Source organism: Paraburkholderia humisilvae (assembly GCF_902859855.1).
GTDB lineage: Bacteria > Pseudomonadota > Gammaproteobacteria > Burkholderiales > Burkholderiaceae > Paraburkholderia > Paraburkholderia humisilvae.
Genome location: NZ_CADIKH010000002.1, coordinates 182817 through 198709, shown reverse-complemented (window position 1 = coordinate 198709; position 15893 = coordinate 182817). Strand labels below are relative to the sequence as shown.

Here is a 15893-nt window from a genome sequence, read left to right as displayed (position 1 = left end):
TCAAGCCTGATCGAGTTCGAACGCCTTATGCAGTGCGCGCACTGCGAGCTCCATATACTTCTCGTCGATCAGCACCGAGATCTTGATTTCGGAGGTCGAAATCATCTGGATGTTGATGCCCTCTTCCGACAGCGTGCGGAACATCTTGCTCGCGATGCCGACATGCGAACGCATGCCGACGCCGACGACCGACACCTTCGATACCTTCGGGTCGCCCAACACCTGTTCCGCCGAAATATGGCCCTTCACCTGATTGGTGAGGATTTCCATCGCGCGCTGATAGTCGCCGCGGCCGACCGTGAACGTGAACGCCGTTTTGCCCTCGACGCTCTGGTTCTGGATGATCATGTCGACGTCGATATTCGCTTCGGCGATCGGACCGAGAATCTGATACGCGATGCCCGGCTTGTCGGGCACACCCATCACGGCGATGCGGGCTTCGTCCCGCTGGAATGCAATGCCGGAGATGACTGCTTTTTCCATGGTCTCGTCTTCTTCAAAAGTGATCAGGGTACCGGAGGTCATTTCGGTTTCGAGGGGCATCAGCGGATCGGTCAGGCTGGACAGCACGCGCGTCTTCACCTGATATTTTCCTGCGAATTCCACCGAGCGGATTTGCAGAACCTTCGAGCCGAGGCTCGCCATTTCCAGCATTTCCTCGAAGGTCACGCGATCGAGCCGGCGCGCTTCTTCGACAACGCGCGGGTCGGTCGTGTACACACCGTCGACGTCCGTATAGATCAGGCATTCGTCCGCTTTGAGCGCCGCTGCCACCGCCACCGCCGACGTATCCGACCCGCCGCGGCCGAGCGTCGTGATATGGCCGTCGGGATCGATACCCTGGAAGCCGGTGATCACGACCACCTTGCCCGCATCGAGGTCGCGCAGCACGCGTTCGCCGTCGATGTCGTTGATGCGCGCTTTCGTGAACGCGCTGTCCGTTTTGACCGGCACTTGCCAGCCCGTGTAGCTGACCGCGTCGACGCCCGCGTCGTGCAGCGCGATCGACAGCAGACCGACGCTGACCTGTTCGCCGGTCGACGCGATCATGTCGAGTTCGCGCGGGCTCGGCTGAGCGGAGAGTTCTTTCGCGAGACCGAGCAGGCGGTTCGTTTCGCCGGACATCGCGGATGGCACGACGACCATCCGGTGGCCTGCCTTGTGCCATTTCGCGACGCGCCTGGCGACGTTCTTGATGCGCTCAACCGAGCCCATCGAGGTGCCGCCGTATTTGTGTACGATAAGTGCCATTGTCGTTTCAAATCATAGGAGAGCCCAGGCGCGCGGCGGCAGCACGCTGAAAACGGGCCGCACACAACTGGGAGCACAACGTTCGGGAACGACGGCAAGGTGTGCGGCGCGGAACTCAGCGCGTGCGCTTCGCGCGCGGATTTGCCCTTGAACCTGTTCATCAGCCGGCTTATGAAACCGGCAGACCAGGCGACCTGCCTTCGCTGGAAAGACCCACATCGGCGGCGGACGGGAGCGATCAACCCGATCGCTTCGAACGGGCTCGAACAGGTGGCACAACGGGGACCTCTCTTCAGGACCGCCGATCACACCGCACCGTGCTCCTGACACAAGCCTTGTAGGACCCGTGGCGGCGATGGTGCGGCGGCAGGAGCGCTTGTGGTACTCCGCTTGCGATACTCAACTGTGGTACTCAACCCGTCTCGACCTGTACCGACCGATACCCGACCTCTAATCGACCCTAATCGACCCTAATCGACCCTAATCGACCCTAATCGACCCTAGTCGACCTCTAACCCGACCGTGTGAATTCGACCCCAAGCGCCGGAAAACGCGTGCGAAGCAGGGTTGGACAAACCCAATACCCTACCTGAAGCAGCGCGAATTGACAAGTCGAGGGCATCGCAAGCGCTTGTGTGGAAAGGATTTATTGCGCGCGGACTGGCCACGTCGATGGACGCGGCCGACAGCGGCGATGGGGGGATCACGCGGCGATCACGACGAACGTGAGCGAAAAGCCCTGCCGTTTCTATACGTTACGCAATCAGCAGATCTTCTCGCCAGTCGATCCGAATCCAGCGCTCAGCGGCGGCGCCCGCCGCGTTCGCGCGCTGCGTGCGATGTTTCGCGTGGTCCGCGTGCAACGCATCGAGGGCCGTCAGATTCACGCCGAGCAACGGCACAAACAGCAGCACATCGCCGACAAAGAGCAACGGAACATCGCGTTTCCATGACGGTACGCCCCGTTGCTGAAACAGATTCTTCAGCGTGCGGCTCGGTCCGTGCGCGTCGCAACGCATCCGCTCGCCGCCGCTGCGCGCGCGCGCAAACAATGGCTGACCCATCAGCAGCGCGGCGGGAATAGCAGTCGGATGAGCGGCGCCAGCATCGCCCGCCGTCACCTCGGTAAACACGAACGTGCCGCGCCATGCCGGCAGCCGCCAGACCGACTCGCCGCGCCACTTCAACGCCGTGACGGGCCGCTCGGTCAGCGCGGTCTCATCGGCGGCATCGCCGCTGTCGCCCGCCTCCCAATAGATTTGCCCGCGATAGCTGCGCAGCGCCTGCCCCGCGTGATCGACGCGCAAGCCATGATCGTCGCGCACATCGCGCAACTGTCGCAGCGCATCGGTGAGCCGTGCCGTCGATGCAGCCGGCAAACCGAGTGCGCGCATCCAGTAGCGCAGCAGATTCAGCGCGCGCTCATCGTCGCATGCGACGAGCGCGTCGCGCGATAGCGTATGCCCGTCTTCGCTCGCCGCCGCCTTCATATCCAAACGCGCGAGTTCGTCAACCAGCCGCTGCGCCGCGCCCGCATGCGCGGCCGTGCGTGCCAGCGCATCGCGAAAGCCGGGAAAGTGCACGGCCAGTTGCGGTAGCACGTGGTGACGCAGCGCATTGCGCGCAAAACGCGTATCCGCATTCGATTCGTCGTCGATCCAGTGCAAGTCGCGCACGCGCGCATAGTCTTCGAGTTGCGCGCGCAATATATGCAGCAATGGCCGCACACGCGTCACGGCCGCCCCGACCGGCCGATGCTCGGGCGCCATCGCCGCCAGCCCCGCGAGACCCGCGCCGCGCAGCAATTGCAACAACACGGTTTCGGCCTGATCGTCCGCGTGCTGCGCGAGCCAGATGCGCCGCACACCTGCGCTGTCGCACAGCACATCGAGTGCGCGATAACGCGCCTCGCGCGCCGCTGCTTCGAGACTCACGCCCGGGTCGCGACGCACATCGACGTGCCGCGCCGCGAACGACACGCCGAGCGCCGTCGCGTGCTGGTCGCAATGCGCGAGCCATCGGTCCGCGTTCGCACTGAGCCCGTGATGGACATGAAATGCGACACAACGCGCCGCACCCGCCACCCGCACTGCGGCATCGAGCAGCACGGTTGAATCGAGGCCGCCGCTGTACGCGATCGCAATACGCGAATCGGCCGGCTCCTGACCAAGCGCAACGCCGACCGCATCGAGCACGATGCGGTCGGCGGAAGGATCAGCGAGAGTATTCACGACGAGTGGTGAAGCGAGTCAGCGCGACGAGTGCACAGAAAGGTGCATCAAGCGGCGCGTGACACGCACGTGCCGGATCATGCGCCCGGTGTCGTTTCCTTGAATTTGCCGTATGCCATCAGCCGGTCGAAACGGCGCTGGCGCAGGTCATTGACGCTCATGCCCTGGAACTGGCGAAGCGAGTCGGCCAGCGCGCGACGCAGGAGCGCAGCCATCCCCTTCGGATCACGATGCGCGCCACCCAGCGGTTCGTTGACAATCTTGTCGATCAAACCGAGCGCCTTCAAACGATGCGCGGTCAAACCCAGCGCTTCGGCAGCTTCCGGCGCTTTCGCGGCGCTCTTCCACAGAATCGACGCGCAACCCTCCGGCGAAATCACCGAGTACGTCGAGAACTGCAGCATCAGCACGCTGTCGCCAACCGCGATCGCGAGCGCGCCGCCCGAACCGCCTTCACCGATGATGGTCGAAACGACCGGCGTTTTCAGCTCGGCCATCACGTACAGATTGCGGCCGATCGCTTCCGACTGCCCGCGCTCTTCCGCGCCGATGCCGGGATATGCGCCCGGCGTGTCGATAAATGTGAAAAGCGGCAACGCAAATTTTTCTGCGAGACGCATCAGGCGCTCAGCCTTCCGGTAGCCCTCAGGGCGCGGCATGCCGAAATTGCGCAGCGCGCGCTCTTTCGTGTCGCGCCCTTTCTGATGACCGATCACCATGCACGGCTGGCCGTTGAAACGCGCGAGGCCGCCGACGATCGACAGATCGTCCGCATACGAGCGGTCGCCATGCAGTTCGTGAAAATCGGTGAACAGCTCGTTGACGTAATCGAGCGTATACGGGCGCTGCGGATGACGCGCAATTTGCGAAACCTGCCACGGCGACAGGTTCGCATAAAGATCCTTCGTGAGCTGCTGGCTCTTTTTCGACAGCCGCTCGATCTCTTCCGAAATATCGACGGCCGAATCGTCCTGCACGAAGCGCAATTCTTCAATTTTCGCTTCGAGTTCGGCGATAGGCTGCTCGAAATCCAGAAAGGTGGTCTTCATTGGTTTTTAATCCTTCGACTTACCGGCAGCGCGTATTCTAACCGCGCCCGCCGCTGTCAAAACCATCCCAAAACTATTGAAATTCAATATTTGATAGCACCCGCTGAAACCCGCTTGTAGCGGCCTTCCGCGGAACCTGCGGCGCGGTCGCGCGCACGGTACGCGCGCGTGGGGCTCCGCTCCGCTCGACTGCACCGCTATTCTTCCGCCGCCAGCGGATCGAGACTACGCCACATGTACCACGTCGCGACAGTCCGCCACGGCTCCCAGTTCGCGGCGACTTCACGCGCTTCGCTACGCGTGACCGGCTCGCCGCTAAAGTAATTCACGCTGATCGCGCGAATCAGACCGAGGTCGTCAAGCGGAAGCACATCGGGACGCGACAGGTTGAAGATCAGGAACATCTCGGCCGTCCACCGGCCGATGCCGCGAATCTGCGTGAGCTCCGCGATCACCGCCTCGTCGTCCATCGACGCCCACTTGCCGATGTGCAACGCACCCGACACAAAGTGTTGCGCGAGATCGAGAATGTACTCGGTCTTGCGCTTCGACAGCCCGCACGCGATCAGCTTTGCCGCGCCGAGCTTGATGATCTGCTGCGGCACCAGCTTCGGGCATGCGCTCTCGATGCGCTCCCACACCGCCTGCGCGGTCGCAACGGAAATCTGCTGACCGACCACCGAGCGCGCGAGCGTGACGAACGAGTCGCCGCGGCTCAACAGATGCACCGGGCCGAACTTCGGAATCAGTTTCTTCAGGATGCGATCTCGTTTGACGAGATCCGCGCATGCCTTGTCCCAATACGCGGGCCGCGTGACTTCCGGCGCGAGTCCGCTGATCTGCACCGGCACCGCCACTTCGGTATCGACCGACGCACGCGACTTGCGCACGACCTCGCCGTCGCGCAGCGTATCGGCTTCGAACGCCTGCTCGCCGCCGGTGAGTTCCGCGGGCAACTCGCCGTTGCCGCTGTGGCCGCTGTGGCCTTTCACGGCGCGCGAGCGCGACGCCTTCACCGGCGCCGCTTCAGCCGCGCCGTTCAATACACGTTTCGCAGCCGTTTTGCGCGCCGCTGTTTGCGCGCCACCCTTGACGGATGCCCATGCCGACTTGCCTGCACCTTTTGCCGCGCCCTTCGCCGCGCTATCCGCGCGAGCCCGTTTGACTGCAGATGCCGTTCTGGTTTGAGACGCGGCACGTTTAGCCGGCGTCTTCGTGGCCGTTGCCATCCTGCCTCCTGCCTGGCGAATCGATCAGTGGAAAAGACGAGGTGCGTTCAAACGCGCCGCCACTCGGTCAATCCGCCGGGTTTGTCTTCAAGTGCAACCCCGGCTTCGAGCAACTCTGCGCGAATCCGGTCTGCCTCGGCATAATTTTTTGCTTGCTTCGCGGCGACGCGCGCGGCGATCTTCGCCTCGATCTGCGCCGCCTCGAGCCCACCCTCTTTCATACTACCCGCCGCTTCCTGCAGGAACACGCGCGGCTCGCGGCGAAGGAAACCGACTACCTGTGCGAGCCCACGCAATTGCCGTGCTAATGCTGCATCGCGCGTACGATTCACTTCGCTAGCCAGTTCGAACAACACCGCAACCGCCACGGGCGTATTGAAGTCGTCGTTCATCGCATCGTGAAAGCGCTGCGCGTACGCTTCGTTCCAATCGAGCGGCGCACTGTCGGCATTCACGTCCTTCAACGCGGTGTAAAGACGCGTCAGCGCATTGCGTGCATCGTCGAGGTGCGCATCACTATAGTTGAGCGGCGAGCGGTAGTGTGCACGCGCGATGAAAAAGCGCACAACTTCGGCGTCGTATTGCGCGAGCACCTCGCGGATCGTGAAGAAGTTGCCGAGCGATTTCGACATCTTCTCATTGTCGATCTGCACATAGCCGTTGTGCATCCAGTAGTTGACAAACGTTTGCCCCGTCGCGGCTTCGCTCTGCGCAATCTCGTTCTCATGGTGCGGAAACTGCAGGTCCTGGCCGCCGCCGTGAATGTCGAAGTGCTCGCCCAGTAGCGTGCAGCCCATCGCCGAGCATTCGATGTGCCATCCGGGACGGCCACGCCCATACTTCGATTCCCAGCCGGTATCGGCGGGCTCGTCGGCCTTCGATTGCTTCCACAGCACGAAGTCGAGCGGGTCCTGCTTTGCGTCGTTCGCGGCGACGCGCTCGCCCGCGCGCAAATCTTCGAGCGACTTGCCCGACAGCTTGCCGTAGTCCGCGAACTTGCGCACCGCGTAGTTGACGTCGCCGTCGGCCGCCTGATACGCGAAGCCGTTCGCTTCGAGCCTGTCGATCATCGCGAGCATCTGCGGAATGAACGCGGTCGCGCGCGGTTCGAGATCCGGACGCTCGACGCCGAGCGCATCCGCGTCTTCGTGCATCGCCTGAATGAACCGATCGGTCAGCGACTTGATCGTTTCGCCGTTCTCGACTGCACGGCGGATGATCTTGTCGTCGATATCGGTAATGTTACGCACGTACGTTACGTTGTAACCGAGCACACGCAACCAGCGCTGCACGATGTCGAACACCACCATCACGCGCGCATGGCCGATGTGACAGTAGTCGTACACGGTCATCCCGCACACGTACATGCGCACCACGCCGTCCTGCAGTGGCACGAAACTTTGCTTGTCACGCGCGAGCGTGTTGTAGATGCGCAGTGATTCCATAGAGAACGATGCGTGGCCGAAAGAGATCCGCGTTGTGCCCGTTCATGCCGCGTCCTGGTGCGACGTATTCCCCATGCGACACTTGCATGTGACGATAACGGACGCACGGTGCGACGACATGTTCGGTGGTGTGATCGAAGACCCGCGGAGACCCGCGAAGACCCGATAAAGCAGTCGTGAGACTCAATATAAGCCCAACGCAAACTTATCGGAAACCGATCGCGCACCGGGTGCGGCGATCACACTGCCGGCAAAGCGGAGACGACCACGAGTGGCGAAAGACAGTCTGAGGTTCGACGGAACGCGCAGACCTTTTGTTAGAATGCGTCGGAGTATAACACCCAGACCTCTCCCTATGAAATCTTCCAGCGGCCGCGCACGAGGCGCCGCGCACATTGCGGCGCCGGCGTCGCTCGCCCCGCGCAGCGCGACGCCGCGTGTCACGACAAGGGTCAGCGCGGCCGCCACCGCGGTGGCCACTTTTGGCGTGACACTGTGCGGCCTCGCGCTGCTGATGCTGCCCAGCGCGCCCGCTTTCGCGCAGAAAAGCAATGTCATCTCTCACGCTCCCGCGATTCGCGACGCGACCCCGGATGCGGATACCTCGATCGCCCAAAAGAACTGGAACGCGGCGCTGACGGAACTCGATGCACGCATCGCACAAAATCCGCGCGACGCGCAAGCCAGGTTCAAGCGCGCGACGGTGCTCGCGCGCATGGGTCGCACCGACGATGCGATCGCCGCGTTTACCGAATTGACCCAGGCGTACCCCGAATTACCCGAGCCGTACAACAATCTTGCGGCGCTGCTTGCGAAGCAGGGCCGTTATGGCGAAGCGCGTGTCGCACTTGAAACCGCGACGAAAGCAAACCCCGGCTACGGTCTCGCGTTCGAGAATCTCGGCGACCTGTATCTGCGCATGGCTGATCAGGCGTATCGCCGCGCACAGAGTCTCGGCGCCGCGAGCGCAACGACGCAGCAGCGCCTCGCCGACCTCGAGAAAATCGTGGCGCCGCCGAAGACCGCGGCAAAGCCGGCGCGCGCGAGCGAGCCGGTGACCGACAACACCACGCGCGCCACGTCGAACATCACCGAGACGCCGGCGTTCCAGTTCGGCGGCCCGAACGGATCGCTGGCGATTCCGCCGTACGTTGCGCCGTCGCGATGAGCGATGAGCGGTGCGCGGTGTTGTTGTCCCGCAAGCCGTCCGTCGGAGCGTGGCCGTGCGCGCAATTGCACCGCGTCGCCTGACGATGTCCGGCCGCACGGACGGCGCCTCGCGGTATGTTGTGTCGGCGCGGCATTTTGTGTCGCCGCATTTTGCGTCATCATGCAGCGCGCCGGCGGCCCACGCCGCGGCGCATGTCCCGTCGTCTTCATCCCTTAACCGAGGAACTCCATGAAACGCTTGTTGTTGGCGCTCGGCAGCGCCGCCCTCGTTGCGAACGCACCCGCGTTTGCGCAGTCCGCCGCGCAGTCCGCGCATCCGTCTGTCCTCTTCAAGACGTCGGACGGCGACATCCGCGTCGAACTGTATCCGGAGAAAGCGCCCAAGACGGTTGCCAATTTCCTCGACTATGTGAAATCCGGTCAGTACAACGGCACGATCTTTCATCGCGTGATTCCGGGCTTCATGGTGCAGGGTGGCGGCTACACGACGAGCTTCGCCGAGAAGCCGACGCGCGCGCCGATTCCGCTCGAGAGCCGCAATGGCCTGAAGAACACGACCGGCACAATCGCGATGGCGCGCACCAGCGACCCGAACTCGGCGACCGCGCAATTCTTTATCAACACGGTCGACAACGCGAATCTCGACTATCCGAATCCGGACGGCAACGGCTACGCGGTATTCGGCAAAGTGACGTCGGGCATGGACGTCGTCAAGAAAATCGAAGGCACGCCGACCACGACACGCGGCCCGATGAGCGATGTGCCGCAAAAGCCGATCGTGATCGAATCGGCGACCGTGGTCAGCAAGTAGTAGTCTGAGAACATGGGCTTTTCCGTATCCTGATGGCAAGTACGGGAAAGCCAACCGGAACCCCCTGGGCGCGTGCGCCGCGGCCGCCTGGACAGTCGCTTGCACCGCCGCTTGCACCGCATGCCGCGCGCCTTCCACCCACCCCGCTTTGCTCAAGGAACCCATCATGGTTGAACTGCATACGAACCACGGCGTCATCAAGCTCGAACTGGACGCCGACAAGGCGCCGAAGACAGTCGAGAACTTCCTCAGCTACGTGAAGGCCGGCCATTACGACAATACGGTATTTCACCGCGTGATCGACGGCTTCATGATTCAGGGCGGCGGATTCGAACCCGGCATGAAGCAGAAGCCGACCCAGGCGCCGATCGACAACGAGGCGAACAATGGCCTGAAGAACGTGAACGGCTCGATCGCGATGGCGCGCACCAACGACCCGAACTCGGCGACCGCGCAATTCTTCATCAACGTAAACGACAACGACTTCCTGAACCACTCATCGCCGACTCCGCAAGGCTGGGGCTATGCGGTATTCGGCAAGGTCGTCGAAGGACTTGACGTGGTCGAGAACATCCGCAAGGTGAAAACGGGCTCGAAGGGCTTTCATCAGGACGTGCCGGTCGACGATGTGATCATCGAGAAGGCGGTCGTCGTCGAGTAACACCGGGACCCGGCCACGCACGCGGCTAACGACGGTGCGCCCGCAACGGGTCGGGCGCACAACGGGTCGGGCGCACAACGGGGCGGGCGCACGACGGGTCGGGCACATCACGCGGGGCGGGCGGCAAGACGGGGCGCGGCAGATCAACCGCCCGGAGATGGGCCACTTCGGCGCGGCGCCTCCAGTTGGTCAACTCGTCGGTCAACTCAATGGCAAACCCATTGGCAAACCCAGCGGTCAATCCGCCGCCACGGCCGGAATCCGATGTCCGCCATGCGGCTGCAGCTATTCCATAATCGTAAAACGAGCCATCAAGAGAAACCACCGCCGATGCTGCAAGAAACGCCGCTGCGAAGCGTCGCTGCGGGCGTGCCTGGAGAGGGCAAACGTCCGCACGCCGCACGCCCGTTTTTTTTCCTGTCGGATCTGCATCTTTCCGAGGCGATGCCGCGCACGGTCGCGGCGTTCGAACATTTCATCCGCGTCAACGCCGAGCATGCGGATTCCGTATTCATTCTGGGCGACCTGTTCGAATACTGGATCGGCGACGATATGCTCGCCGAACCCTTCCCCGCGCGCATCGCCGCGCTGATGCACACGCTGTCGGAGCGCGGCATCGCGCTCTACGTGATGCACGGTAACCGCGACTTTCTGCTCGGCAAGCGCTTCATGAAAGCGGCTGGGGCGATCTGGCTGCCTGATCCGTTCGTGATCACGTCGTTCGGCACGCGGATTGCGCTGGCGCACGGCGACGGCCAATGCACCGACGATCGACGCTATTTGCGCTTTCGCCGCATCGCGCGCAACCGCTTCGCGCAGTGGCTGTTTCTGCTCTGGCCATATCGATGGCGCAAGGCGCTCGCCGAGCGGATGCGGCACGCGAGCGAGCAGAACCGATCGCGACCGGTGTCGCCGCGCTACGACGTGACCCGCGACGGAATCGCAGCGCTCTTCAAGAAGACCGGGACAGCGATGATCATCCACGGCCATACGCACCGCCCGGCTCGCCATCGCGAAGCGGGCGGCACGCGCTGGGTGCTGCCGGACTGGGATCTCGACCACGGCGAGCGGCGCGGCGGTTATCTGAAGATTGATGCCGAGGGCATTCGCGCGCTGCCGCTCGATTGACGCTTGTCCTCGGCTAGCGCCGTCGCGCGGCGGACGCAGCCGCTTCGATGCGCGCCGCGCCGTGCGGCGTCAGTGCGGCTCCGCGCCCGGCTCGAGCTTCCCTTCCAGCGCCGCCGACAGGCGCCGCAAATCGAAGAGCGCCGCATCGGCGCCTTGCAGCGCCTCGAGGCTGGTGCCGAGCCGCTCGAGCGCGGCAACGATTTCGTCGATGCGCTGCGACTGGTTCGCCGCGTGATTGATCAGGCCGTGAATCGCAAGCGACACCGGGTCGTCCGCGTTCGGCGTGATGCCGTATGCGCAGAACTCCGGACGCCCCGCTGCGGGCTTCGGCGAGCCGCCGGCCGCGCGGGCCGGTGCAATCACACGCGCCGGGTTGCCAACCGCGGTGCCGCCAGCGGGCACCGGTTTCACCACGACTGCGTTCGAGCCGATTTTCGCGTCCGCACCGACCGTAAAGCCGCCCAGCACCTTTGCGCCGGCGCCGACGATCACGCCGCGCTCGAGCGTCGGATGCCGTTTGGCACCGCGCGTGAGCGACGTACCGCCGAGCGTCACGCCCTGGTAAATCGTGCAGTCGTCGCCAATCACGGCCGTCTCACCGATCACGACGCCCATTCCATGATCGATGAACACGCGCCGGCCGACCGTCGCGCCCGGGTGAATTTCGATGCCGGTCAGAAAGCGGCCGATCTGCGAGACGACGCGCGCGAGCCAGTAACGTTTCGCGCGCCAGCACGCATGCGCGACACGATGCAGCACGAGCGCATGCAGGCCCGGATAGCACGTCAGCACTTCCCATGCGCTGCGGGCAGCGGGATCGCGCTCGCGGATCGTGGCGATATCTTCGCGAAGTCTCGTGAACATGTCAGTGGGTGCCGTCGTGATGGTGTCGAGGAGAAAAGCGCCGCCGGTCCGGCCGGCGGGAAAGCCGGCGTTATCGGACTGGCTGCTTTGCTTATGACGTTTCTGGCGATTGTAGGTCGATTCGCGCCAGGCTGCCGATGCCCATTCGGCCACTAAGGTCGAACCGGCTTACCCGATTCGAAGCTGCGCGATTCGAAACCTCGCGATGCGCAATCTGGCGATACCGAACCTCACGATTCGCGCCCTTGTGTGGTGCGCGACACGACGGCTGCGCCGCACGAGGCCGCTCACGAATGTTCGCTGTCCCGGCCTTTGGCTTTCAGCAAGATGTGCTTGGCGATACCGCGCACGATGTTGACCTCCTCGCGCTCGAGTCCCGCGCGCGCGAAGAGCCGCCGCAACCGCGACATCAGTTTTTTCGGATTGCCCGGATCGAGGAACTCGAGCGCGATCAGCGCATTCTCGAGATGCACGAACATACGCTCGATTTCATCGCTTGCGGCACGCGCACCCACGGCGCCCGCGACCGGAGCGGAGCTCGCGGATGCGCCTTCATCCGGCGCGTCCTGATACGCGATGCGCAGTTCATAGGACAGCACCTGCACCGCCTGCGCGAGGTTCAGCGAACTGTAGGCCGGATTGGCCGGAATATGCGCAAGCGCGCTGCATCGTTCGACGTCCTCGTTCGACAGCCCTGTGCGCTCGTTGCCGAACACGAGCGCAATCTCGCCGTGCGCCGCATGCTCGCGCGCATGCGCGGCCGCAACGCGCGGCGCGAGCGGCGGCGGTCCGTACTCGCGCGCGCGCGCCGTCAGCGCGAGCGACCATTGCACGCCGGATAACGCATCCGCGAGCGTCGGCACCACATGTGCGCAGGCCAGTACGTCGTCCGCGCCGCTCGCCATCGCCATCGCTTCCGGATCGTTCTGCACATTCGCGACGCGCGGCGCGACCAGCACGAGCCGCGCGAATCCCATCGTCTTCAGCGCACGTGCGGCGGCGCCGACATTGCCCGGATGGCTCGGCTCGACAAGCACGAAGCGCGTCGACGTGAAGCCGCCGCGCACCGGGCTCGCGCTGTCGGACAGGCTGCCCGGCATCCCGCCGGAGCCGCCGCCGCGCCGCGGCTGAGCGCCGCCGTCACCCGCGCGGTGAGCGGACCCGACGGGCGTCGAGGAAGCGGAAGATTCATTTGGCGAGCGGAGCGCGAGCGATTGGACCACGATGAAAAGTGAAAGCGGCGGAACAGCTATGGTAGCGCCAACCCGTGCGCTCTTTCCATGATCGCAGCGTCCGCCGCTTCGGTCGGCACGCGGGCTGGCGAGCCTGCGCGGGCCTTTCATGCGCCGGAACCAGCGAGACTCGGGTAAAATCACGCCATTCGCGCGCCATCGCGCTTGCCGCACCGCCTTTCGTTCACCACGTGCACGGCGGAACGTCAAGCAAGCCGGCGCCTCGCTCTTATCCAATTCGTCTTTCGTCGACGGAACGTTCGCAAACCGGCTCAGCCATACTTGCGATGCACGTTGCGCGGTTCGTACGAAATACGCGGTGTCAGGCCGGCCTTTTACGCGGCGCTGTCACGCGTATCGCACGCATCGGCCGCATCAGGTATTTCAGCAGGATGGCCGTGCCCTGCCCCGACAGCCGCCGTGCTATTCGGCAAAAGGATTCCGACTCATGCATCCCATGCTCAACATCGCGGTTAAGGCCGCGCGCCGCGCCGGACAGATCATCAATCGCGCCTCGCTCGATCTCGATCTGATCCAGGTCTCGAAGAAGCAGCACAACGATTTCGTCACGGAAGTCGACAAGGCGTCGGAAGCGGCAATCATCGAAACGCTGACCACCGCCTATCCGGATCACGCAATCCTCGCCGAAGAGTCCGGGCGTTCCGAGAACGAATCCGAATATCAGTGGATCATCGATCCTCTCGACGGCACGACGAATTTCATCCACGGTTTCCAGTACTACTGCGTATCGATCGCGCTTGCACACAAGGGCATTGTCACCCAGGCGGTCGTCTACGATACGACGCGCAATGACCTCTTTACCGCATCGCGCGGCCGCGGTGCGTATCTGAACGACCGGCGTATCCGCGTCGGCCGGCGCGACCGTCTCGCCGACGGCCTGATCGGCACCGGCTTTCCGTTCCGCGATAAAGACGGGCTCGGCGCGTACACGACGCTGTTCGGCGAGATGACCGAAGCGTGCGCGGGGCTGCGCCGCCCGGGCGCCGCGGCGCTCGATCTGGCGAACGTCGCGGCCGGCCGCATGGACGGGTTCTTCGAGCAAGGCATCAACGCGTGGGACATGGCCGCGGGCAGCCTCCTCGTGACCGAAGCGGGCGGCCTCGTGGGCAACTACACCGGCGATTCGGATTTCCTGCACGTGCACGAAATCGTGGCGGCCAATCCGAAAATCTACGCGCAGATGGTGCCTATCCTGTCGCGCTACAGCCGCACGAAACAGCAAGCGGCGTAAAGTGTGATGCGTCGCGTGATGTCAACAGCAAGGCGGCTTCGGCCGCCTTGCCGCTTTTGCACTGACGTTTCACCGGTCTCATGAAAAAAGGCTTCTACACGATTATCGCCGCGCAATTCGTGTCGTCGCTCGCAGACAATGCGCTGCTCATCGCGGCGATCGAGCGGCTCACGATCATCCGCTCGCCGGCCTGGATCACGCCGCTCCTGCAGATCTTCTTCACGATCTCCTACGTGCTGCTCGCGCCCTTCGTCGGCGCCTTCGCGGACGCACTGCAAAAGCGCCACGTGATGTTCATTGCAAACGCGTTGAAAGCGGCTGGCTGCCTGCTGATGATCTTCAGCGTCCATCCGATGATCGCGTATGGGATTGTCGGCTTCGGCGCCGCCGCGTATTCGCCGGCGAAGTACGGCATTCTGACCGAGCTGCTGCCGGCCGAGCGGCTCGTCGCCGCGAACGCGTGGCTCGAATCGGCCACCGTGCTGTCGACGATCGTCGGCACGATGCTGGGCGGCGCGCTGATCAGCACGTACGCGGCGCGCTTCGTCGCGCATGCGCACCTGCCGCTCATCAGCAGCAACGCGGACCTCGCGACGTTCGTCGTGATGCTGACCTACGCGAGCGCGGCCGTGCTCAACATCGGCATCCCTGACACCGGCGCGCGCTATCCGAACCGGCTCGCCGAGCCCAACAAACTGGTCGGCGAGTTCGTCCACTGCTTCAATGTGCTGTGGGCGGACCGGCTCGCGCAAATCGCGCTATGGGTCACGACGCTGATGTGGGGCAGCGCGGTGACGCTGCAACTGCTGGTGCTGAAATGGGCCGACGTGAATCTCGGGCTGTCGCTGTCGAAAGGGGCGGTGATTCAAGGCGTCGCGGGCCTCGGCATCGCGCTCGGCGCGGCGGCCGCGGCCGCGTGGATTCCGTTGCGCGGCTCGCTGCGCGTGCTGCCGGTCGGCATCATCGCGGGTGTCGTCGCGATCGCGATGGCGTTCTACAGCAAGGGGCTTTTCCCACCCGGCGCGGGTCTGCGCTTCGGGCCGCTGTTCGCGCCGGCTTACATCATCCTTGCCTATCCGTTAATGATTCTGCTCGGCGCGCTGTCCGGATTCTTTATCGTGCCGATGAACGCGATACTGCAGCATCGCGGCGCGACGCTGCTCTCCGCCGGACACTCGATCGCGGTGCAGAACTTCAACCAGAATCTCGCGGTGCTGCTGATGCTGGGCGCGTACGCGCTGCTGTTGACCGCGAAAATGCCGGCGCCGTGGATCATCGCGCTGTTCGGCACATTCATTACTGTGATGATGTGGCTTGCGAAACGGCATAGCGCAGCCAACGCGCGCAAGGTCGATCTGGGGGCCTTGATAGGCGAATGAGTGGGCGATGAGCAGGCGCATGAGTTCACGAACGCTCCGCACATGAACCCGCGCGCACGGACCTGGCCATTCGGCCAGGTTCACAGCGGCATCCAAAGGGTTAAACTCACGCCCTGTACCGCAACGCATTAAAGAACCGAGGATGGGCACTCAAATCGCAGCCGCTGATGAAGCACCCCGAACATCCGGAC

Annotated in this window: 13 protein-coding genes; 6 read left to right on the top strand and 7 right to left on the bottom strand. The window is 63.8% G+C overall.

Features of this window, described 5'->3' with window-relative positions:
* The 5 genes from HV796_RS02560 to cysS form a co-directional block, all read right to left on the bottom strand.
* The gene (locus HV796_RS02560) at positions 1-1251 is read right to left on the bottom strand and encodes an aspartate kinase (RefSeq protein ID WP_175224871.1); all 1251 of its coding nucleotides are present in this window, start codon (positions 1249-1251) and stop codon (positions 1-3) included.
* Positions 1252-2006: 755 nt separating this feature from the next.
* Positions 2007-3482 carry a tRNA lysidine(34) synthetase TilS gene (tilS, locus tag HV796_RS02555; RefSeq protein ID WP_175224869.1) on the bottom strand — a complete coding sequence of 492 codons (1476 nt, stop codon included), beginning with the start codon at positions 3480-3482 and terminating at the stop codon, positions 2007-2009.
* A 77-nt stretch (positions 3483-3559) separates the two neighbouring features.
* Entirely contained in the window at positions 3560-4531 is a 972-nt protein-coding gene (locus HV796_RS02550) for an acetyl-CoA carboxylase carboxyltransferase subunit alpha (protein WP_175224867.1), read from the bottom strand.
* A gap of 197 nt (positions 4532-4728) precedes the next feature.
* Entirely contained in the window at positions 4729-5760 is a 1032-nt protein-coding gene (locus HV796_RS02545) for a DNA-3-methyladenine glycosylase family protein (RefSeq protein WP_175224865.1), read from the bottom strand.
* A 47-nt stretch (positions 5761-5807) separates the two neighbouring features.
* Complete coding sequence (gene cysS, locus HV796_RS02540) at positions 5808-7205, bottom strand: cysteine--tRNA ligase (protein WP_175224863.1); 1398 nt, start codon at positions 7203-7205, stop codon at positions 5808-5810.
* A gap of 355 nt (positions 7206-7560) precedes the next feature.
* On the opposite strand from cysS, the gene HV796_RS02535 reads away from it, so the two are divergent.
* The 4 genes from HV796_RS02535 (at position 7561) to HV796_RS02520 (ending at position 10975) form a co-directional block, all read left to right on the top strand.
* A complete protein-coding gene (locus HV796_RS02535; protein WP_175224861.1) occupies positions 7561-8373 on the top strand; it encodes a tetratricopeptide repeat protein in 813 nt (270 codons plus the stop codon).
* A gap of 231 nt (positions 8374-8604) precedes the next feature.
* Positions 8605-9186 (top strand): peptidylprolyl isomerase, encoded by a 582-nt coding sequence (locus HV796_RS02530; RefSeq protein WP_175224859.1) that lies wholly within the window; start codon positions 8605-8607, stop codon positions 9184-9186.
* Between the two features lie 166 nt (positions 9187-9352).
* Positions 9353-9847, top strand: coding sequence for a peptidylprolyl isomerase (locus tag HV796_RS02525; RefSeq protein WP_175224857.1), 495 nt, complete (start codon positions 9353-9355; stop codon positions 9845-9847).
* A gap of 330 nt (positions 9848-10177) precedes the next feature.
* A complete protein-coding gene (locus tag HV796_RS02520; protein ID WP_175224855.1) occupies positions 10178-10975 on the top strand; it encodes a UDP-2,3-diacylglucosamine diphosphatase in 798 nt (265 codons plus the stop codon).
* A 69-nt stretch (positions 10976-11044) separates the two neighbouring features.
* Here the strand turns inward: HV796_RS02520 and cysE are convergent, their stop codons facing one another.
* Positions 11045-11839: a serine O-acetyltransferase gene (cysE, locus tag HV796_RS02515; protein ID WP_175224853.1), complete on the bottom strand. Its 795-nt coding sequence runs from the start codon at positions 11837-11839 to the stop codon at positions 11045-11047.
* A 287-nt stretch (positions 11840-12126) separates the two neighbouring features.
* Positions 12127-12939: an RNA methyltransferase gene (locus tag HV796_RS02510; protein ID WP_175224851.1), complete on the bottom strand. Its 813-nt coding sequence runs from the start codon at positions 12937-12939 to the stop codon at positions 12127-12129.
* Between the two features lie 580 nt (positions 12940-13519).
* On the opposite strand from HV796_RS02510, the gene HV796_RS02505 reads away from it, so the two are divergent.
* Together HV796_RS02505 and lplT are read left to right on the top strand one after the other, a co-directional pair.
* Complete coding sequence (locus HV796_RS02505) at positions 13520-14323, top strand: inositol monophosphatase family protein (protein ID WP_175224849.1); 804 nt, start codon at positions 13520-13522, stop codon at positions 14321-14323.
* Positions 14324-14403: 80 nt separating this feature from the next.
* Positions 14404-15702, top strand: a complete 1299-nt coding sequence (lplT, locus tag HV796_RS02500) for a lysophospholipid transporter LplT (protein WP_175224847.1) — start codon at positions 14404-14406, stop codon at positions 15700-15702.
* The last annotated feature ends 191 nt before the right edge of the window (positions 15703-15893 follow it).